This is a genomic window from bacterium, assembly GCA_035703895.1.
In the GTDB taxonomy this organism is placed as follows: Bacteria; Sysuimicrobiota; Sysuimicrobiia; order Sysuimicrobiales; family Segetimicrobiaceae; genus Segetimicrobium.
Genome location: DASSXJ010000284.1, coordinates 17,726 through 38,825 on the forward strand (window position 1 = coordinate 17,726; position 21,100 = coordinate 38,825).

The 21,100-nt window shown below is 67.4% G+C and carries 20 protein-coding genes; 19 read left to right on the forward strand and 1 reads right to left on the reverse strand.

The window, feature by feature from the left end:
• Positions 1–5 precede the first annotated feature (5 nt).
• The 19 genes from hslV (at position 6) to VFP86_18925 (ending at position 20,313) form a co-directional block, all read left to right on the forward strand.
• Positions 6–530 carry an ATP-dependent protease subunit HslV gene (gene hslV, locus VFP86_18835; GenBank protein HET9001705.1) on the forward strand — a complete coding sequence of 175 codons (525 nt, stop codon included), beginning with the start codon at positions 6–8 and terminating at the stop codon, positions 528–530.
• A 4-nt stretch (positions 531–534) separates the two neighbouring features.
• Positions 535–1,977, forward strand: a complete 1,443-nt coding sequence (gene hslU, locus VFP86_18840; protein HET9001706.1) for an ATP-dependent protease ATPase subunit HslU — start codon at positions 535–537, stop codon at positions 1,975–1,977.
• A 152-nt stretch (positions 1,978–2,129) separates the two neighbouring features.
• Positions 2,130–2,951 carry a 30S ribosomal protein S2 gene (rpsB, locus tag VFP86_18845; protein HET9001707.1) on the forward strand — a complete coding sequence of 274 codons (822 nt, stop codon included), beginning with the start codon at positions 2,130–2,132 and terminating at the stop codon, positions 2,949–2,951.
• Between the two features lie 16 nt (positions 2,952–2,967).
• Positions 2,968–3,564 carry a translation elongation factor Ts gene (tsf, locus tag VFP86_18850; protein ID HET9001708.1) on the forward strand — a complete coding sequence of 199 codons (597 nt, stop codon included), beginning with the start codon at positions 2,968–2,970 and terminating at the stop codon, positions 3,562–3,564.
• Positions 3,561–4,325 (forward strand): UMP kinase, encoded by a 765-nt coding sequence (gene pyrH, locus VFP86_18855; GenBank protein HET9001709.1) that lies wholly within the window; start codon positions 3,561–3,563, stop codon positions 4,323–4,325. The genes tsf and pyrH overlap by 4 nt, the downstream gene beginning before the upstream one ends.
• A complete protein-coding gene (frr, locus tag VFP86_18860) occupies positions 4,297–4,854 on the forward strand; it encodes a ribosome recycling factor (GenBank protein ID HET9001710.1) in 558 nt (185 codons plus the stop codon). The genes pyrH and frr overlap by 29 nt, the downstream gene beginning before the upstream one ends.
• Entirely contained in the window at positions 4,854–5,075 is a 222-nt protein-coding gene (locus tag VFP86_18865) for a PASTA domain-containing protein (GenBank protein HET9001711.1), read from the forward strand. The genes frr and VFP86_18865 overlap by 1 nt, the downstream gene beginning before the upstream one ends.
• Positions 5,076–5,104: 29 nt before the next feature.
• Positions 5,105–5,854, forward strand: a complete 750-nt coding sequence (locus VFP86_18870) for an isoprenyl transferase (protein ID HET9001712.1) — start codon at positions 5,105–5,107, stop codon at positions 5,852–5,854.
• A complete protein-coding gene (locus VFP86_18875) occupies positions 5,847–6,728 on the forward strand; it encodes a phosphatidate cytidylyltransferase (GenBank protein HET9001713.1) in 882 nt (293 codons plus the stop codon). Before VFP86_18870 ends, VFP86_18875 begins: the two co-directional genes overlap by 8 nt.
• 120 nt (positions 6,729–6,848) lie before the next feature.
• Positions 6,849–7,898 (forward strand): M50 family metallopeptidase, encoded by a 1,050-nt coding sequence (locus tag VFP86_18880; protein HET9001714.1) that lies wholly within the window; start codon positions 6,849–6,851, stop codon positions 7,896–7,898.
• 169 nt (positions 7,899–8,067) lie between these two features.
• Positions 8,068–9,288, forward strand: coding sequence for a methionine adenosyltransferase (locus VFP86_18885; GenBank protein HET9001715.1), 1,221 nt, complete (start codon positions 8,068–8,070; stop codon positions 9,286–9,288).
• A gap of 130 nt (positions 9,289–9,418) precedes the next feature.
• Complete coding sequence (locus VFP86_18890) at positions 9,419–9,754, forward strand: FmdB family zinc ribbon protein (GenBank protein HET9001716.1); 336 nt, start codon at positions 9,419–9,421, stop codon at positions 9,752–9,754.
• A gap of 1 nt (position 9,755) precedes the next feature.
• Entirely contained in the window at positions 9,756–11,582 is a 1,827-nt protein-coding gene (locus tag VFP86_18895; GenBank protein ID HET9001717.1) for a hypothetical protein, read from the forward strand.
• A gap of 13 nt (positions 11,583–11,595) precedes the next feature.
• Positions 11,596–12,318: a hypothetical protein gene (locus VFP86_18900; GenBank protein ID HET9001718.1), complete on the forward strand. Its 723-nt coding sequence runs from the start codon at positions 11,596–11,598 to the stop codon at positions 12,316–12,318.
• Positions 12,315–13,877 (forward strand): hypothetical protein, encoded by a 1,563-nt coding sequence (locus VFP86_18905; GenBank protein ID HET9001719.1) that lies wholly within the window; start codon positions 12,315–12,317, stop codon positions 13,875–13,877. The genes VFP86_18900 and VFP86_18905 overlap by 4 nt, the downstream gene beginning before the upstream one ends.
• Complete coding sequence (locus tag VFP86_18910; GenBank protein ID HET9001720.1) at positions 13,874–14,884, forward strand: MoxR family ATPase; 1,011 nt, start codon at positions 13,874–13,876, stop codon at positions 14,882–14,884. The genes VFP86_18905 and VFP86_18910 overlap by 4 nt, the downstream gene beginning before the upstream one ends.
• 4 nt (positions 14,885–14,888) lie before the next feature.
• Entirely contained in the window at positions 14,889–15,779 is an 891-nt protein-coding gene (locus VFP86_18915; protein ID HET9001721.1) for a DUF58 domain-containing protein, read from the forward strand.
• A complete protein-coding gene (locus VFP86_18920) occupies positions 15,776–17,566 on the forward strand; it encodes a VWA domain-containing protein (protein ID HET9001722.1) in 1,791 nt (596 codons plus the stop codon). The genes VFP86_18915 and VFP86_18920 overlap by 4 nt, the downstream gene beginning before the upstream one ends.
• Entirely contained in the window at positions 17,563–20,313 is a 2,751-nt protein-coding gene (locus VFP86_18925; protein ID HET9001723.1) for a VWA domain-containing protein, read from the forward strand. Before VFP86_18920 ends, VFP86_18925 begins: the two co-directional genes overlap by 4 nt.
• On the opposite strand, the gene VFP86_18930 is transcribed toward VFP86_18925, so the two are convergent.
• Positions 20,310–20,984: an HAD-IA family hydrolase gene (locus VFP86_18930; GenBank protein HET9001724.1), complete on the reverse strand. Its 675-nt coding sequence runs from the start codon at positions 20,982–20,984 to the stop codon at positions 20,310–20,312. The two genes, VFP86_18925 and VFP86_18930, sit on opposite strands and share 4 nt — an antisense overlap.
• Between the last annotated feature and the right edge of the window lie 116 nt (positions 20,985–21,100).

The following is a 21,100-nucleotide window of genomic DNA, read 5'->3' on the forward strand; positions in this document are numbered from 1 at the left end:
GCCCGATGCGCTCGACCACGATTGTCGCGGTGCGGCGGGATGCCTCCGTCGCGGTGGCCGGAGACGGCCAAGTGACCGCCGGGAATACGGTCCTCAAGCACGGGGCGCGGAAGATCCGGCGGATCGGTGATGGGGTGTTGCTGGGCTTTGCCGGGTCCGCCGCCGACGGGCTGACGTTGTTCGAGAAGCTTGAGCAGAAGCTTGATGCGTTCCACGGCAACCTCGCCCGCGCTGCGGTCGAGCTCGCCAAGGACTGGCGGACCGACCGGGTCCTGAGACGTCTCGAGGCCCTGATGGTGGTGGCGGATCGGGAGCACATCTTCGTCCTCTCCGGGAGCGGAGATATCGTCGAGCCCGACGACGGCGTGGCGGCGATCGGGTCGGGCGGTCCCTACGCGCTGGCCGCGGCACGCGCGCTGCTCGCCCACTCGCGCCTTTCCGCGGAGGAAATCGCCCGCGAGGCGCTCCGGCTCGCCGCCGAGATCTGCGTCTTTACCAACGACCGCGTGAGCATGGAGGTGCTCCCGTAGCCGGATGGGCACCGTCCCTCGCGTTACCGGTTTGCTCGGGGTGGAGGCGCTGACGCCTAGGCGCATTGTCGAGGAACTCGACAAGTTCATCGTCGGCCAGGTCCCCGCGAAGCGGGCGGTGGCGATCGCGCTGCGTAATCGGTACCGGCGGAGCCGGCTCGGGCCGGACCTGCGGGACGAGGTGATTCCCAAGAACATCCTGATGATCGGCCCGACGGGGGTCGGCAAGACCGAGATCGCCCGGCGGCTCGCACGCCTCGTCGCCGCTCCGTTCGTGAAACTGGAGGCGACCAAGTTCACCGAGGTCGGATACGTCGGCCGGGACGTGGATTCGATGGTGCGGGATCTCGTCGAAGCCGCGGTCCAGATGGTGCGCACCGAGCGGATGAGCGCGGTGGAAGCGCGGGCCGCCGCGCAGGCGCGGGAGCGGTTGCTCGAGATTCTCGCCCCTGCCCCGCGGCGGGAGGGATCGTATGCCAATCCCCTGGAGGCGCTGTTCGGCGGCGGCCGTCCGGCCCCAGCGACCTCGCCGCCCTCCGACAGTTCGGCTGAGCTGCTGGAGCGCCGGTCCGCGCTGCGCGAACGGTTCGAACGAGGGGAGCTCGACAAGGAGATGGTCGAGCTCGATGTCGAGGAAGCCTCTTCGCCGATGATCGAGGTCTTTTCGGGGCAGGGCGCCGAGGAGATGGGCATCAACCTCCAGGACCTGGTCGGCAATATTCTCCCTCGCCGGCGCAAGCGGAGGCGGATGACGGTCCCTGAGGCGCTCCGCGTGCTCACCAACGAAGAAGCGCAGAAGCTCATCGATACCGATGAGGTGGTGCGCGAGGGCGTGCGCCGGGCGGAAGAGTCCGGCATCATCTTCATCGACGAGCTCGACAAGATCGCCGGCCACTCCGTCGGCGCCGGGCCGGACGTGTCCCGCGAAGGCGTCCAACGCGACATCCTCCCGATTCTGGAGGGGTCCACGGTCACGACCAAGCACGGTCCGGTGCGGACGGATCACGTGCTCTTCATCGCCGCCGGAGCGTTTCACATCGCCAAGCCGTCCGACCTCATCCCCGAACTCCAGGGCCGTCTCCCCATCCGCGTGGAATTGCAGCCGTTGACGGAGGACGACTTCGTCCGCATCTTGGTGGAACCCGAGAACGCGTTGACCCGCCAGTATGTCGCGTTGCTGTCCACCGACGGCGTGCGCGTGGAGTTCACGGGCGACGGGATCCGGGAGATCGCCAAGATTGCCCGGCAGGTCAACGACGAGACGGAGGACATCGGCGCACGCCGTCTCCACACGATCCTGGAACGCGTCACCGATGAAATTTCCTTTAACGCGCCTGAATCTTCGAATGATGCGAAGGCGTCCCACGTGGTTATCGACGCTGCGTACGTCCACGGCCGGCTCGCCGGTATCCTCGCCGACCACGATCTGAGTCGCTACATCCTCTGATCCGGGCATTTGTCTCGCCCCGGGAGCCTGTGCTATACTACGTCAAGACTTTTAGCACGCTCTCTGACTTCGCCGGCGGTGCCCGAGGATGTCTTGGGTTCCGGCGTGGGATGATGGGGGCGGAGGCGAAACCGGAAAGGGGATGGCATGCAGTGCCGGTTGTGACCATGAAGCAATTGCTGGAGGCGGGGGTCCATTTTGGCCATCAGACTCGCCGATGGAACCCCAAGATGGCTCCTTTTATTTTCACGCAGCGCAATGGAATCCACATCATCGATTTGCAGAAATCGGTCCCCCTCATCGAGGGGGCCTATAAATTTATACGCGAGACCGTGGCGGCGGGCGGCACCGTGTTGTTCGTTGGGACAAAGAAGCAGGCGCAGGACGCGATCCGCGAAGAGGCGATCCGAGCCCACCAGTTTTTCGTCAACCAGCGGTGGCTCGGCGGGATGCTCACCAACTTCAACACGATCAGGACGCGGATCGATCGTCTGAAGGAACTCATGGAGATCCGCGACAACGGGACGCTCGACGTCCTCCCCAAGCGCGAGCAATCTCACCTCATGGATGAGCTGGCGCGCCTGGAGAAGTACCTCAGCGGCATCGCCACGATGCGGTCCGTTCCCTCCGCGATGTACATCGTCGACACGCGCAAGGAGCATATCGCGATCGCCGAAGCGCGGAAGCTGCGCATCCCGGTTGTGGCGATCATCGATACGAACTCCGACCCCGACGAGGCCGATTATCCGATTCCCGGAAACGACGACGCCATTCGCGCGGTCCGCCTGATTACGAACCGGATCGCCAGCGCCGCTCAAGAGGGCTACGAGGAGTGGCGAAAGGGGCAGGTGCTGGAGCAGGAGGAGGCGCTCGCCGCGGAGGGCGAGGGTGTCGAACCCGCGCCGATGGCGCCGCTGTCCGGCGAAGAAGAAGTCGTCGAAGAGCCCGCGGAAGAGGAAGAAGTCCAGGCGTAGCGGAGGATCGATCCGGGTGGAGATTAGCGCGAGCCTCGTCAAGGAACTGCGCGCCCGAACGGGTGCCGGCGTCATCGACTGCCGGAACGCCCTTGCCGAGTGCAGGGGGGACTTGGAAAAGGCCCAACAGCTGCTGCGGGCGAGAGGACTGCTGGCAGCGGCCGGAAAGAGCGGTCGGATCGCCAAGGAGGGGCTGGTCACGTCCTACATCCATGGCGAGGGCCGGCTGGGGGTGCTCGTGGAGGTCAATTGCGAGACCGATTTCGTCGCCCGCACCGAGGACTTCAAGACGCTCGCGCGGGAGATCGCGCTCCAGGTCGCGGCAAGCGACCCGCGGTATGTGTCTCGCGAGGACGTGCCGGAAGAACTCGCCGCCGCGGAGCGGGCGGCGTATCTGGCGAAAGCCCGCGCCGATGGCAAGGACGGCGCCGACGCGGAGGCCGCAGCGCAGACGCAGATGGACAAGTTCTACCAAACGTCGTGCCTCCTCGATCAACCGTTTATTCGCGACGAGCACCGGTCGGTCGGCGACCTGATCAAGGAAGTGATCGCCAAGACCGGGGAGAACATTCAGGTCCGGCGTTTCGCCCGGTTCCGCTTGGGGGAAGGGTGACCACCACCACCCGCACGGCCTACCGGCGCATTCTCCTCAAGCTGAGCGGGGAGGCGCTCGCCGGCGGCGCCCGGAGCGGATTGGACCCCAAGGTGCTCCACCTGGTCGCCCGCGAGGTGAAGTCGGTGCGGGATGACGGGGTCGACGTGGCGATTGTTGTCGGCGGAGGCAACATCGTCCGCGGCGTGCAGACCGCCGAGCACATCGGCCTGAACCGGGCGACCGCCGATTACATGGGGCTGCTCGCGACCGTCATCAACGCGCTGGCCCTGCAGGACGCGATGGAGCGAGAGGGCCTGGAAACCCGGGTGCAGACGGCGGTGGAGATGCGACAGGTCGCGGAGCCGTACATCCGCCGGCGCGCGATCCGGCACCTTGAGAAGGGCCGTGTGGTGGTCTTTGCGGGCGGAACGGGGAGCCCATACTTTACAACCGATACCGCCGCGGCATTGCGGGCGTTGGAAATCGAGGCCGAGGCGGTCCTGCTCGCCAAGAACGGGGTCGATGGGGTGTACGATAAAGACCCGCGCGACAGCAGCGACGCGGTGCGGTTCGACACGCTTGAGTATATGGACGTCCTGAACCGAGGGCTCAAGGTCATGGACGCGACGGCGACGTCGCTGTGCATGGACAACGATTTGCCGATCGTGGTGTTCGATATCGCCCACGCGGGGAACCTCCGCCGGGCGGTCCGCGGAGAGGAGATCGGCACGCTGGTGGGAGGGAGCGTGGGTGACGCACGGCGTGATCAACGACGCTAAGGTACACATGCAGAAGGCCGTTGACGCCACCAAGCGGGAGTTCGGCGGCGTTCGCACCGGTCGGGCCACCCCCGCGCTCCTCGAACGGATCACCGTAGAGTACTACGGCGTCCCCACGCCCGTGAATCAGGTGGCGACCGTGACCGCTCCCGATCCCCGGCTCCTCGTCGTCCAGCCGTGGGACAGGAACCTGGTCAAGGAAGTCGAGCGGGCGATTCTCAAGAGCGAACTCGGTCTCATGCCCTCTACCGACGGGACGGTAATCCGGTTGCCGATCCCGTCGTTGACCGAAGAACGGCGCCGCGAACTGGTCAAGGTCGTGCGCAAGCACGCCGAGGAGGGCCGGATTTCGATCCGCAACATCCGGCGCGATCACAAGGACAAACTGGAGCAACTCGAAAAAGGCGGGAAAGTCTCCGAAGACGACAGCCGTCGGGCGGTGGATGAGTTGCAGAAACTCACCGACCGGTTCATCAAAGAGATCGACCAACTGCTGTCGACGAAGGAAGCGGAGATCATGGAGGTGTAATGGCCGGCTCCCGCCCGCCGGACGTCGTGGGGTACACCCTGGAAGACGCCCGGGCGGCCCTCGCGCACGCGGGGTGGATGGTCGGCGAAGTGACCGAGACGCGCCCGCCGCGCCGGACGCTCATGGATCCCCGCCGGGTTGTGCGTCAACGTGTGAACGTCGACGGATCGGTCGGGTTGGTGGTTTGCGGGGAGCGATCCGACGGCGCAGTCCACCGGTGAGTAAGACACAGCCTCGCATTCTTCCAGATCTGGCTTCTCGGGAAGAGGCGCTCCGCGCCGCCTTGGACCGGTCCCGGATCCCGCGGCATGTCGCGATTATTATGGATGGTAATGGGCGATGGGCGGAGCTTCGGGGCTTGCCCCGGGTCGACGGGCATCGGGCCGGCCGCGACGCGCTCCGCCGGACGGTACAGGCTGCGCGGGAGTGCGGCGTCGAGGTGCTGACGCTCTATGCGTTCAGTACGGAGAACTGGCGGCGTCCTCGCGAAGAAGTCCAAGCATTGATGGCGCTGCTGGTCGAGGCGGCCGAGCAGGAAGCCCAGGACCTTCAGCGGAACGGCGTCCGCTTCCTGGCATGCGGATTACTTTCGGAGATGCCCATCGGCGTCCGGGCTGCGCTGGAGCACGTGATGGAGATGACCCGACTGAACACGGAGATCACCCTCAACCTCGCGATCAATTACGGGGGACGGAGCGAGATCGTCGAGGCGGCCAAGCGCATCGCCCACCGCGTGGCTCGGGGAGAGTTGTCGCTGGATGAGATCGATGAACACGTGCTCAAACAGCACCTGTTCACCCCCGACCTCCCGGATCCGGATCTCCTGATCCGGACCGGAGGGGAGCACCGGCTCAGCAACTTTCTCTTGTGGCAGGCCGCGTACACCGAACTCTACTTCACGGATATCCACTGGCCCGATTTTCAGAAGTTGGATCTCTTTGCGGCGATTCAGAGCTTTCAGACTCGGGAGCGGCGGTTTGGAGGCGTGGAACGTGGATAGCGTGCCCACCCCTGCGCGCCTTGCCGAGGGCATTCCGCAAGAGGCGCGGCGGGATACCGGCGCCCCCACATCCGGGGGTGACGGGCTGCCCGTCCGGCTCGCGACCGCCGCGATCGGAATGCCCTTGACCATCATCTTCGTCCTGCTCGGGACCCCCTGGCTCCTGTACGGCGTCGTCGCGGTGATCATCGTGGGGATCGCGGAGTTCTACCGCATGATCGAACGAGTTGGATACCGCCCGATCTGGGAGGCCGGCATGGCCGCGGGGATACTCTTTGCGTTGGAGGCCGCGTGGCCGCAGCCCTGGCAGAGCGCGGTCCTGCCCGCGCTCCTCGTGTACACGGTCGCGATCTATCTCCGGCGGGGCCGGCCCGAGCGCGTCCTGGCCAATACGGCGCTCACGCTCTTCGGCGCGCTCTACGTCGGGTACCTGATGAGTTACGCCCTGCGCCTGCGCGCGATGGAAGGTGGGTCGGCGTCGGCGCTCCTCGTCATTTTTTCGGTGTGGGCGGCGGACAGCGCTGCCTTCTTTGTGGGAGCGGCCGCCGGCCGGCGGAAACTGCTCCCCCGGGTCAGCCCGAATAAATCCGTGGAAGGGGCCGCCGGGGGCGTGGCCGCGGGGGTCCTCGCCGGTGTGATCTGCGGCGGGGCGTTCCACCTCCCGCTCCTGATGGCGGCCGTGGTCGGCGGGGTCTGTGCCGTGGCCAGTGTCCTCGGGGATCTCTGGGAGTCGGCGATCAAGCGGGAAGTCGGGGTGAAGGATGCCGGGGGCCTGCTCCCGGGGCACGGCGGGATCTTGGACCGGTTCGATGGTCTGCTCTTTGCCATGGTCGTCGGGTACTTCGCGATGCGGTGGTGGCCCGGCCGGCCGTAGCAGCGGAGCGGGCGACCGAACGGTGCGGGAGATGGGAACAATACTGGAAGGGATCTATTCTAAGGGATCTATTCTATAGAAGCCCTGCGAAGTGTACCGACGGTATCGGAGGGACCCTGAGTGTCGACGCTGGTGCTGGCGATTCTCGCTCTGGAACTCATGATTCTTGTTCACGAACTCGGCCATCTCATTGTTGCCAAGCGCGTGGGGATCCTGGTCTATACGTTTGCCATCGGGTTCGGGCCCAGGCTGGCGTCGTTCACCCGTGGAGAGACCACGTACGCGCTCAACCTGTTGCCCGTTGGCGGCTACGTCAACATGGCGGGTGAGGATCTCGACAACCGGCTGCCGGATGTGGCGCCTGAGCGATCGTTTCGGACAAAGACGGTTGCCCAGCGGCTCGCGGTCGTCTGCGCGGGCCCGGTGATGAACTTCGTTCTGGCCGTCGTGCTGCTGGCTGCCGTCGCGGGAGTGTTCGGGATCCCCGTGGGAGTCAGCAACAGAGTCGGCACATTGATTCCAGGGTATCCGGCCGCGGAGGCCGGCCTCAGTCCGGGGGACGTGATCCTCGCCATCGACGGGCGGCCAATGGAGGACGGCGAAACGATCGTGCGGACGATCCACACAAGCGGCGGGCGGACGCTGGCGCTCCTGGTCCAGCGGGGCGGTCGTCAGTTCCTCATCCATGTGCCCACCCGGTATGATGCCCGGCAACGGGTATGGCTCACGGGGTTCTCTCCGGCTGTGATCCGCCGTCACCTCGATCCGGTTCGTGCGTTGGGGTGGGGGGGCATGACCACGCTTCGCGATATGGGAGCCTACTTGGGTGCCCTGGGAGGGTTGTTCCGGTCCGGCCGGCTTCTCAACGAATTGAGCGGGCCTGTCACGGCGGTGAATGTCCTCGGCCAGGCCGCCCATGCGGGGGCGGAAACCTTCCTCTATATCACCGCGTTCTTCAGCATCATCATTGGGCTCTTCAATCTCTTTCCGCTTCCTGCCCTCGACGGCGGCCGCGCCGCCTTCCTCGTCGTGGAAGGGCTCCGCCACCGGCCTGTGGATCCGCGCCGCGAAGGCTACATCCATCTGGTCGGTCTCGGACTGTTGCTCTGTCTGATCATTGCCCTCACTGTTCGGGACGTTCTCCATCCCGTCCACATCCCGCTTCCGTAACCCCGACTCACGCGGACGGATGAGCGTCGATCGTTCGAACAGACGAAGTCGGACGGCTGGTCATTATGCGCGCGCGGTTCCCCCCGCAGGAAATCTCCCGGGTATCGCGAAACCCGATTGTCTGCCACTGCGGGGGACCGGCACACCACATTGAGATCGGAGGACGCGGATGCGCAACATTCGGGTTGAGACGCTGTCGGGGATGCCGGTCGGAGACATGCAGGTCGAGATGGTCGAGCGCAAGGGAGTCGGCCACCCCGACTCGATTTGTGACGCCATCATGGATCGCGTCTCCGTCGAGTTGAGCAAGGAGTATCTGAGCCAGTTCGGCAGAATTCTGCACCACAACATCGATAAGGCGTTCCTGGTCGCTGGGGACGCCGAGGTCCAGTTCGGGGGTGGGAAGATCCACGAGCCGATGAAGCTCATCTTCGGCGATCGCGCCACCTACGGATTGAACGGTAGAGAGGTGCCGATTCGAGAGATCGCGATCAAGACCGCCAAGAATTGGATCCACGAGAACCTCCGGTTCGTGGATCCGGGCGGGCCGGACACCGAGGACGGCCCCCACGTCACCTACCAGATGGAGATCAAGCCGGGGTCGGCGGAACTGGTGGACATCTTCAGCCGGTCGACGATCGGCGCCAACGATACATCCGCGGCGGTCGGGTACTGGCCGATGACAGAAACCGAGCGGTTGGTGCGCGAGACCGAGCAGTTCATCAACTCACGGACGTTCAAAGAAGAGTTTCCGGAAGCCGGCGAAGACGTCAAGGTGATGGGCGTGCGGCTCGGCCGCGAACTCAGGCTGACCGCCGCCGTCGCGTTTGTCGACAAGTACGTCCAGAGTGAGGATCAGTATTTTCAGCGCAAGCAACAGCTCTACGACGCGGTGATGGCCTTCCTTGCCCGACGCACGACGATGGAGAAGATCTCCTTCGATCTGAACACGCTGGACGAACCGGGGCGGGGCGTCGGCGGGATCTACCTCTCGGTCTTGGGCACGTCCGCCGAATCGGGCGATAGCGGGCAAATCGGACGGGGGAACAAGGTCAATGGCGTGATCTCGATCAACCGGCCGATGGGCACGGAGGCGGCCGCGGGGAAGAACCCTGTCTCGCACGTCGGCAAGATCTATACCGTCTTCACCCACCAGGTCGCCCAAAAGGTCTTCGAGGAAGTGGAGGGAATTCGCGAAGTCTACATCTGGATGGTGAGCCAGATCGGCAAGCCGATCGACGACCCGGTGACGGCCGCCCAGGTCACGATGGAGAAGGGCGTGAGGCGGTCGGCGGTGGAGCGGCGTGTCCGGGAAGTGGTCGATGCCGAACTCGCGGGCATCGACGTATTCTGCCGGAACCTGGCCGAGGGGAAGTACAGCGTCTGCTGACGCGCTGGCCTGCCTGCTTGCCCTCCGCCTGGGGCGCCTGGGGAGGGTTGCTTGACAGACCCGCGGGGGCGGAGCCACAATAGGCGTGAGGACGCAGCCGGCATGTGTGCCTGGCTGCGGAGGTGACATGATGCCAACCTATGAATACCGGTGTACCCGCTGCGGCCACCAGTTCGACACGGTGCACGCGGTGGGTGAGACCGTGGACCGGTGCGAGCGGTGCGGGGGTCCCGTCCGTCGCGTCTTTTCCGTCCCGGCGCTGATCTTCAAGGGGTCCGGGTTTCACGTGAACGACTACCGGAAGACCCCCGTGCCGCCCGATGGAGACGGCAAGGCGGACGGCAAGGCGGACGGAGCCGGGAAACCGACGACGGAGACAAAGACACCGGCGACCAAGTCGTCGGACTCCGGCGGCGATAAGGGTACGGCGGCGTCGACCGCGAGTGAAGGCAAAAAGGCCTCATAGCGTGTATCGGCGGGCGAGGGCATGGCCGTTTGGCCATGCCCTCGCTGTGTTTTGGGCCGTGTCCGGGCTGCTCGTCTGCCCGGCGGCCGGGGCCGGATCGGGCCCCGGCCGCCTCGACGCGCGCCTCGGGTTCGATGGGATTGTGAAGATCGGGGTGCCGGTGCCGCTGGACGTGACGCTTCCGCCGTTCGATCGGTCGGGTCCCGCCGAACTCTCCGCCGACGCGCCGGCGCTCGGGCCCGAGGTTGGGCGGGTGGTCACCTCGACCGTCGTCCCCTTCCGGGCCGTGGCAGGGGCGGCGCAGGTCATTCACGCGTCTGTGGTCGTGAGCGACCCTCGACGCCCGCTGGTGATCCACGTATCGATCGGCGGACGCGAAGTCGCTCGACAGGCCATCTCGATCTCGGCCGAGCAGGTGGCTGGGCGCCTGCTCGTGGCCGTGTCCGAAGACCACGCGGGGCTCGCCCCACTCCACCGGCTTCCGGGCCGCGTCGAGGCCGTCTATGTCACAGCCGCCGCGCTTCCGCGCCTATGGCAGGAGTATGCCGCGGTCGACCTCTTGGTGATCCGCGATCTCGATCCGGCGTTGCTCGACGCGGCGCAGGAGAACGCGCTCAAGAGCTGGGTGCGCCTCGGCGGGCGCCTCATGATCATTGCGCGGCGCACTCCCGCCCTCTCGATGCTCGATGGGCTCCTGCCGGCCACCGCCGGTGCCGCGCGCTCCCTTCGGTCGGCAGGTTCGCTCGGGGTGGGGAACGGCGCCGGGCTTCCACCCGGTCCACTCACGGTCACGGCGCTGGCGCCTCGCCCAGGCGCGCGGCGCATCACGGATGGGGATGTGGCGGTTATGGCCGCGTGGGCTACGGGGCTGGGTCAGGTGACGATGTGGGGGGTGGATCCGTGGCAGCCGCCGTTTCTGGAGTGGGGCGGTCGCCTGCGGTGGTGGGACGAGGCCATCGGCGTGGAGACCACGCCGATCGTGGACCCCGCCGGCGTCGCCGAGAAACTCGCGGTCGGGACGCCGCTCGACCCCTTCGTGCATGCAGAGGTCGGCGGGGCGATCGTCTTCTACGTTGCGCTGCTCATGGGACTGTTGCGGTGGCGGCCAACGCTTGCCGGCGCTGCGGCGAGCCTGGCCATCGCGGCCATCGGCATGGGGGGATTCACGCTGCTGGCGGGGACGACAAGGGACCGCTCGGCGACTGTGACCCAAATCACGATCCTGGAACCGATCGGGCCGGGGCGGTTGGCGCGGGCGACGACCATCGCGGCGGTCGCGGTGCCTTACGGGGGCCGCTACCGCGTCACCGTCCCGCAGGGGATGGTCGCTCAACCGATCACTCCCTCCAGCAACTTGATGATCCGACTCTCTCACAGCGGAACTGAACTGTCGGGAGTCTTGCGTTCCGGCGAGCCCCCTCGACCATTCGAGGCCGTTGGAGCTGTGCCGATCCAAATATCCGCATCGCTCTCGAGAGATGGCCGCGAACTCGCGGCCGACCTAGGAGGGCTGCGCGCGCTTCACGTCGAGCTTCGGGAGCGCGATCACGTCTATCCTGTCGGCGAACTCCCCGCGGGACATTCGATCACGGACATTCGCCCGGACGGATGGGTCGCCGCGTCCGACGGAGGGCGGGGGACTTCTGAGCTCTCGCAGCATCTCAGGGAGGCGATCTTTCAGGGCCCCGGAGGCGGTGCTATACTAAACGATACACCGCGGGTGCTGGTGGGGGAGTTGGAGCCGACGGCGCCCGTTTTCTCGCTCGGTGGCGCGGCAACGCCGGGTCAACGCCTCACGATCCTGCTCGTGCCGCTCGAGCGAAGGTAGGCGGGAGGGCGCCGTGGGGCGTGTCCCCGGCCGCGGGAATCCCGTGCTGCGCGGGGATCTCCGGGCCCGAAGCGGCAGTCGCAAGATCTGGATCCTCCAGGCCGTCTATCTCGGGATCCTCGGGGCTCTCGTCTTCCTCGGCCTCCCCCCCGAACTCGGCCGCTTCGCAGAGTCACACGAGACGAGCCTCTACGTGGCCGTCCTGTGGGTGCAGGTCGTACTCGTCACCTATTCGGCGTCCGCATGTCTCGCGCAAGAGATTGCGGTCGAAGGAGAAAAGGGGCCCGTGGATCTCCTGTTCGCGCCGTTCTCCCCGACGACGATCATCGCCGGCAAGAGCCTGGCATCGTTCGTGACCATCATCTTCTGGCTCCTGCTCGGCCTTCCGCTGCTCGCGCTCACGACCTCGATCCGGCAGATCCCCACGAGCGCCTTGATCCCCGTGACGGCGCTCATCGCGGTGGTCGCATGGGGGATCGCGGAGGTGGGGTTGTTGTACAGCATCTTGTTCGAGGCCGAGTTCACGCGGACCCTCGCGCACTGGACGACGCTGACCGCCGTGTTCGTCGGAACGGCCTCGCTCCCGACGGCGTTCCGGTCGCTCAATCCCATCAACGCGACGACGGCAGCGGCCCGTGGAGAGCCGCTTTGGGGACCGCTCGCGATCTACGTCCTCTTGGGCGTTGGCTGCGCGCTCTGGGCTCAGATGCGGCTCCGCCAGATGGCCGCAGAATGACGCGCGAAGCGGCGATCCTGAACGATGTCCTTCGCCGCGTAGCGTTCCGGATCGGTGTCGACCACGCCATCCGGTGGACGACGAGGACCGCGGCGATCTTTGGGCTGATCGTCTTGGGATGGGCGTTCCTCACCATGATCTTCCCGCTGTCTCTGCCGTTCCGTGAGGTGGCCATCCTTGGTCTTGGAGGGCTCGCGATCATCGCGGTCCTCTCCGCCCTGCTGCGGCGGCCATCTCCGCTCGCCACGGCTCGGATTACGGATCACAGGCTCGGCTTGGCCGACCGCCTCAGCACCGCAGTGGAACTGCTTGGGCGGCCCTTCCCGCCGCGCGGATTGATACGCCTCCAGATCGCGGACGCGGTTGTAGTCGCACAGGGGGTGAGTCCCCGCTCGGCGGCACCGATCAGCCTTCCGCGGGAAGCGTGGGCCGTGGCGGCCATCGCGGTGGTGGTCGCGCTATGGGTGCAGTTCTTCCAGGGGTGGACGATCCCGGGGCTCCCCGCGGCACGAAACGTGGCGGTGATTCATCGAGAGGGCCGCACGCTCACCGCGATTAGCCGTCAACTCGAGACGACAAGCCGGGCCCGAGGGCTTCCTGAGGCCCGGCGGGCGGCTCCCAGCCTGCTCGACCTCGGGCAGCGGCTTCAGGCGCCGCGCGTGACCCGCCCCGACGCGCTGCGCATGCTCCAGGACGCGGGACGACAATTGCAGTCGGCGCAATCGAGGGTGGAACGGCGTCTTGGAGGAGCGGGGCTTCGAGGCACAACCGGCTCGCAAGACGCGCACGTGACCCCATCGTCGCCGGCGGGGTCCTCCCGCCTTCAGCAGACGATCCAAGAACTGCGGTCCTTGACCGGGCAGTTGCGGGGCGAGAGGGACGCGCCCCGCGATGATATCGCGCAGCGTCTGGGACGGATCTCGGAGGCCCTGCAGGAGATGAACGCGCCCCTTTCCACGCGGCGCGATGTGGCGAGTGCGCGCCGCGAGGTCGAACAGGGTCGGCCCGGCTCGGCGGCCTCCGCCCTGGGGGACGCCATGCAGGACCTGGAGGGTCTCGAGCGCATGTTGGGAGACGACCAAGCCCTTGGGGACGCGAAACGCCAGGTCCAGCAGTCGTCGGAGCGAATCGCCCAAGGTGGGCCTTTGGGGACCGGCCAGAAGGCGACCAGCCAATCGTCTCCCGGGTCGGAACCACCTTCGCAGTCGCCGGGTCCGAATCCGGTCACCTCCGCCTCGGAGGATGCGGCCCCCCCACCGCCCGGTCCCAACCAGGGCAGCCTGCCGGGGGAAGGCCGAGGAAGCCGGTCCGGTGCGCCGACCCCCCGACTCGGCGGCACGCGGGCGGAAGAGCATCTGACCGGCAGGCAGGGGGAGGGCACCGCGATCACCCGGGATCTGCTGGCCCCAGGACGCGTCGGGGCTCCTCAGTTGCCCGCCGTGCCGGTCCCGGCCGATGTCGCGCACCAAAACGATCGGGCGGTCGCCAGGGATCCGCTCCCACCGGCGTATCTCACCTTGATCCGGCGCTATTTCGAAACGCTGGAGCGCAGCCGATGAGCGATCCCATCACGCGCGACGTCGTGGAGTTCCGCCAGATGTTCCGTGCGATCCAGGACGAGTTACGCCGGGTGATCGTCGGGCAGCAGGAACTCCTAGAGCTGGTCATCATCGCGATGCTGTCCGGCGGGCATGTGCTGCTCGAAGGCGTCCCGGGACTTGGGAAGACCCTCCTCGTTCGGACCCTCGCGCAGGCGCTGGACCTGCGGTTCTCTCGAATTCAGTTTACGCCGGATCTGATGCCCGCGGATATCCTGGGGACGAACCTGATCGTCCAGGACGAGAGCGGGCGGCGCCGGTTCGAGTTCCAATCCGGCCCCGTCTTTGCCCAGATCGTCCTTGCCGATGAGATCAACCGCGCCACTCCGAAGACGCAGTCGGCGCTCCTCGAGGCGATGCAGGAACACGCGGTGACCACCGGCGGAGAGACGCGCCGTCTCGTCGAACCGTTTTTCGTCCTGGCGACCCAGAACCCGATCGAGATGGAAGGGACATACCCGCTGCCCGAGGCTCAACTCGATCGGTTCTTGTTCAAGCTGCGCGTGCCGTTCCCCGAACTCACAGAACTCGAGGAGATTATCGATCGGACGACGGGGCCGGAGGGGTCCGCGGCCGGGCGGGTTGCCGACGGTCCGGCCGTGGTTGGGATGCAGGCCCTGGCGCGTCAGGTTCCCGTCGCGGCGCACGTGCGGGAGTATGCCGCCCGACTCGTTCTCGCGACGCATCCTGGTTCAGCGGGGGCGGTCGAGAGCGCCCGTCGTTTTGTGCGCTACGGCGCGAGCCCGCGGGGCGCGCAGGCGCTGATCCTGGCCGGCAAGGTCCGCGCGCTGAGCCAGGGACGGGTCAACGTCGCCGTGGAGGATCTCCAAGCCCTCGCCCTCCCGGCGCTGCGCCACCGGCTCATCCTGAACTTCGAGGGGGAGGCCGAGGGGACCGATCCAGACGACGTGCTCCGGGCGGCGATACGGGAGATCGAGCCCCAGGAGATTCCGGCGAGCGAGGCCTAGGGCGATGAACCGCGAGGGCGCGCGTCTGTTGGATCCGGCGTTCCTCCAGAAGCTCGACACGCTCAGCCTGTTGAGCCGGAAGCGGCTCCGGGGCGTCCAGCGCGGCGATCGCCGCAGCACCGCCCGCGGACGGGGAGTGGAGTTCGACGACTACCGGGCGTATCAGCTCGGCGACGACTACCGGTACATCGATTGGAATATCGTCTCCCGCCTCGACCGGCTGTTCGTCAAGATGTTCGCCGAAGAGGAAGATCTCGATGTCTCCCTCATGGTCGACACGAGCCGGTCGATGGACGCGGGGCACCCCGCGAAGCTCTTGGTCGCGAAGCAGCTCGCCGCGGCCATTGGCTACATCGGACTCGTGAACCTCGACCGGGTGGGGGTGACGGCGTTCGCTTCGTCGGTGACCGCCCGCCTCGACCGGCTTCGGGGTCGGGGCCGCGCCAGGAGCCTCCTGGAGTTTCTCGACGGACTCGCGTCGTCCGGCGATACCGATCTCGAGGCGGCCATGCGCCGGCACCTCGCGACGTCTCGCCGGCGTGGGCTGTTGATTGTCCTCTCAGACCTGTTCGACCCGCGAGGCTACGAACAGGCGCTTCTCCTGTCGAGACGCCACCGCTTCCAGACGTTCCTGATCCACATCCTGGCCGACGACGAACTGGTCCCGGGGATCACCGGGGACCTCCGGCTCGTGGACGTAGAGACGGGGCGGGCGGTTGAAGTGACGGTGGATGCGGAAGCGCTGGCCGCGTACGCGTCGGCCCGCGACGCGTTCTTCAACGAGATCGAACGGTTCTGCTACCGCCACCGGATCGACTACCTGCGCACGGCGACCTCGGTGCCCGTAGAGACACTGGTGTTGCGCTGGCTGCGCCAGGGAGGGCTCCTCCAGTGAGCCTGGGCGTGCCGGCAGCGCTGTGGGGTCTGCTCACGATTCCGGTGCTGATCTTGCTCTACTTGCTGCGCGTTCGCCGTCGGAATCACCCCGTCAGCAGCGTGCTCCTCTGGCAGCGATCCGCCCCCACGCTGGCCGCGTACCGGCCGTCCAAGCGGATTGAACGCAGCCTGCTCTTGTTGCTCCAGATTCTCGCCACTGCCGCCGTGGTGACGGCCCTGGCGCGGCCGTCGCTCGTCGTGCGGAGCCTCGATCGCGGCGATGTCATCGTGGTGATGGATCTCTCGCTCTCGATGCGCTCCCGCGACGTACCTCCGACCCGGTTCGACCGAGCACGCGCCGAAGCGCTCGATGTTGTGGCCCGCCTCCGGCCGGGTCAGCGATCCGGCGTCATCGTCGCCGGCCCCGCGCCTCAACTGCTCGTCCCGCTCACCGATGACCGCGCCCAGGTGATCGCTGCTATACGCGGGCTCGAGCCGTGGGATGCGGCCGGGGACGTCCGCGGAGCGGCATTGATGGCGGCGGAATATCCGATGGGATCGGGCGGCCGGGTGCTGGTCTGGACAGATGCAGCGCGCGGCGGATTGCCCGCGCTTTCACAGGCGACGTACCGCATTCTGGGGACCTCCGACGACAACGTCGGCATCACCGAATTTCGGATCGCGCGCGATCCCAGCGCGGCAGAAGCGCTCCTCCGCGTGGACAACTTCAGCACCCGCTCCCGCCAGGTACCGGTCGTCGTGTCGCATGATCGGAAGACGGTGTACCGCACGACCGTGGACCTGCCCGCGGAGGGGAGCCGGACGGTGGTCTTTCCTGTGTCTCTGGCCGGTGAGTATCAGGCGCATCTGGAGACGCACGATGCGTTGCCTGATGACGATACCGCCTCGGCCGTGCTCGATCCCGTCCCGCTTCCCTCGGTGCTCCTGGTGGGCGAGTCGGACCCGTACCTCGAGCGCGTGCTGAAGATCCTCCCGGTGTCTCGGGCCGCGGCGACCCAGAGCACGGACCCCGGGGTGTGGGCCTCCTACGGTGTCGTCATCATCGATCACATGAACCCCGGCCCGGTGCCTCCCGGCGACTACCTGCTGATCGCGTCGGTCCCATCGAACCTCCCGGTCACCGCGACAGGCGAGGTGCGCCGCCCCGAGATCGGTGTCTGGGACCGCACCGATCCCATTCTGCGGTTCGTCGATCTGGGCACGGTGAAGGTCTCGCGCGCCATGGCCCTGACCGCGGAAGGAGGGCGCGTGCTCGCGGGCGGGGACAGCCCGCTCTTGTGGGCGTACGAAGGCGGAGGTATCCGGGCGCTCCTGCTGGGGTTCGCCCTGCAGGACTCCGACCTGCCCCAGCGCGTCGCTTTTCCTGTGCTCATCGCCAACAGCCTGGCATGGTTGGGGGGGGAGACGCCGGTGATCCGGGCGGGGGAGCCGCTGCAGGTGCCCTCCGGCGGCGGCGCCTCCGCGGAGCTGGTCGGCCCGACCGGGCGCCACGAGACCGTGCTGGCGACGACCGGCATGTTCGCGCTGCCGCCGTTGACGCGGGCGGGAGTCTACGAGTTGCGGACGTCCGCCGGCACGAGGAGCATCACGGTTCGGCCCGCCGATCCTCCTGCAGGACGTATCCGGCCCGGTGGAGCACCAGCGGGGAGTCCGGCTGCCGGTGCTGAACCTGGCCGGCTCCTACTCACCCAGCTGCCGGTCTGGCCGTGGCTCGTCCTCGGCGCGATCGGGGTCATGACGGGCGAGTGGGCGCTGGCCACGCGGCGTCGAGGAGGTGACGCGTGACCGTCCCCCTGTCGTTCGAGCGTCCCTGGGCGTTCGCGTTGCTCCTCCTCGTGCTCATCGCCGCGATGCTCGGGCGGCGCCGCTCCGGCGTACGCTGGCGCGTCGCGACCGTCCTTCGCGCCGCGACCCTCGGACTGCTCGTGCTCGCGCTCTCCGGACCGGTCATCCGGGTCCCCGTGACCGCGGTCAACGTCGTATTCGCCGTCGACCGATCGCTCAGCATCACACCGGTCGGCCGGCGCGCTCAGGATGCCTTCGTGCACGACGCGCTTCTAGGGATGCGTCCCCAAGACCGAGCGGGGGTTGTGACGTTCGCGGGGCGGCCGCTGCTGCGAATTCCAGTGGATGCGCACCCCGTGCTCGACACCGTCGGTCCAGCGGCGGATCCGGACGCGACGGATATCGGGAGCGCCATCGACCTCGCCGTCGCGATGCTGCCCAGCGAAGGCGCTCGCCGCGTCGTGGTCCTCAGCGACGGGGCCGAAAACCGGGGAGACGCCGCGGGAGCCTCGCGCGTAGCCCGCCAAGCCGGCGTGACGATCGATGCGGTGCCCATCGCGCCTGGAACCACCCAGGAGGTCCTGGTGGAATCGGTGACCGCGCCGCAGGAGGTGCACCCCGGCGAAGTCTACGACGTCCGGGCGGTGCTGCAGTCCACCACGCCCGCCGACGCCGTCGTGACGCTCTCACGCAATGGGGTCGTGGTTGCGACTAAGCGCATTGCGCTCTCACCGGGTGAAGTCGTGGTTCCGTTTTCTGAGACTGCCGCCGACCCCGGAACCGTTCGGTACCGCGTCGACGTCGATGCGGTCCCCGACACGATTCCGGAGAACAACCACGGGGAGGCGATGGTTGTCGTTCGTGATCAACCCCGGGTGCTCTTCGTGACCGCGGGTCCGACGCCACTGCCCCGGTGGCTTCGCGGTCAGGGCCTCCGCGTCGATGTCCGGACGCCCGATGAGGTCCCCGCAAACCCGGTCGGCCTTGCCGCGTACCGCAGCGTCGTCCTCGATGATGTCTCGGCGCTTGACCTGAGCCGAGCGCAGCAGGAGACCATCCGGTCGTTCGTGGGGACGGCAGGTGGCGGCCTCGCCGTGATCGGCGGTGGGCACAGTTACGGCGTCGGCGGATACGCCGGCACGCCCCTCGAAGACGCGCTGCCCGTCACGATGGATGTCCGGCAGACGATGGCGCTCCCCACCGTCGCGATCGTGCTGGTCATCGATACCTCCGGAAGCATGGACGCCTTTGGGACCGAACTCGCCAAGGAGGAGCTGGCGAAGGAGATCGCCTCTTCGGTGATCGATCTCCTCGGCGAGCACGACCAGATCGGTGTGATCACGTTCGATCAGGAGTATCGGTGGTTGGTGCCGCTCACCGAGGCGCGGGAGCGGACGCGGGTCCTCGATGAAATTGCGCGCCTGCGTGCCGGAGGCGGCACGTTGATGTACCCGCCGCTTCGGGGGGCGTGGGACGTGCTCCGGCACTCCCCGGCCAAGATCCGGCACACCATCGTCCTCAGCGACGGGTTGACCGATCCGGGCGACTTTCGTGGAATCGCTGCGACCATGGCCCGCGAGCGGATCACGATCAGCACCGTGGCGATCGGCCGCGACGCCGACTTGGATTTCATGCGAAACTTGGCCCGATGGGGAGGCGGCCGGTCGTACGTGGCCAAGGATCTGTACAGCGTGCCCAAGATCTTCACCGCCGAAGCGTTGATGGCCGTAAGGTCGTTCATCGTCGAGGAGCCGGTACCGCTCGCGCGACGAGGCGAGGGGCCGACGGTGGCGGGCCTCACCCCGCCGCCGCCGATCCGCGGGTATGTGGCCACGGCTCCGAAACCGTCGAGTGACATCGCGTTCGTGAGCCCTCGAGGGGACCCGGTCGTCGCGACCTGGCAGTACGGCCTCGGCAGAGCCGTCGCGGTCACCTCGGACGACGGCCTCCGGTGGACGACGCCGTGGACTTCGTGGCCGGATGTCGCCCGGTTTTGGTCTCAGGCGGTCCGGTGGACCCTCGGCGATGACGCGCCGGGCCTGCATCTGGTTGCCGGGTTCGATCGCGATGGGACGTCGGCCCGGGCGGTGCTCGATGCCCGCCGGATCGACGGCGCGCCCTGGGACGGCCTCGACGCGCGCGGCGAGGTGACGGGACCCGATGGGACGCGCAGCGCAATCGCATTGCACCAGACCGCGCCGGGCCGGTACGAGGGGACGTGGCCGGCTCAAGCCCAGGGCGTGTATGGCCTGACCATCCTCGCGCGCGACGGTCAGCGCACGAGGGGCACCCGGACCGTTGGGCTCGTCGTGCCCTATTCGCCTGAATACCGCCTCCCGAACGGCAACCTCGCGTTGTTGTCTCGGGTGGTCGAAACCACCGGCGGAACGTTCCTCGGCAATCCGCGGGACGCGTTCCGTCGAGGGCCGGGAAGCGGGCAGCGCGAGACCTGGCCGGTGTTAAGCGGCATCGCCATGGCGTGTCTTTTGGCCGAGGTCACGATTCGGCGTCTGCCCGCGCTTGGGCAGCGCCTCGCGATGGCGGCCTCCGTCGTGGCTCAGGTGATTGGCCGGCGGCGGGCGACGCCCCGGACGGCGCGCCTCCAGGCCGACGCCGCATATGAAGCCGCCGATCGCTGGGCGGTCGAGGACGCGCGTTTCGCCGAAGAAGAGGCACGCCGCGCCGCCTCAATGGAGGAGGCCGCGCGGATCTTTATCTCCAGACTTCGAGGGACGAGACGGCCTTAACGCGCCCGCTCCGTCTCGGCGGGACAGATCGGGAGGAGGTCCTCGGGACGAGCAAGCCGGTGATCCGGAGCTTCCGCGAGGAGCGGTGAGGCTTCCACCGTGCCCCACAACGCCGCGGCGGTGCCGGCGCCGGCCCGGTGGCCGGCCGCGATATCGAGCGGGCTGTCGCCGACCATGAGCGCCTCCGCGACGGGAACACCGAGTTGAGACGCCGCGGCCCGAACAGGCTCCGGATCCGGTTTGTGGCGGGTGACATCCTCGTCCGTGATGATGACCGTGCACCACCGATCGAGGTGGAAACCTGAGACGGCGGCCTCCGTCGTCGCCCGTCGCTTGGACGTGACAATCCCCATCGCGTAGCCACGCACGCGGAGCGCTTCCAGCACATCGGCGACTCCCGGGAACAATCGCGCGTACCGGTCGTGGAGGGCCAGATATCGACGGAGGTAGTCCTGGGCCAGCACCTCGTCCCGGTCGGGGGCGAGGGCGCGGAACCGTTCACGGATCGGCCGGCTCCACATCCCCAGGATCGCCGTCCGATCGATGGTCCGGTGCAGGTTGGCCTGTACCGTGGCCTCAAACGCGGTCATGATCAGTTCGGCGCTGTCGATCAGCGTGCCGTCGAGATCGAACAGGACGGCGCCGTACCGGCGTCCGATCAGTGGGTCCACTCGTGCGCGGGGCGTCCGTCCCATATCGCGCCGTAGAGCGAGAGCAGCGGCTCCCGGGCAAGCGGGCGGGGATTGTTGGGACGCGGATACTGCTCGACGCACTCGTCGACCAGTTC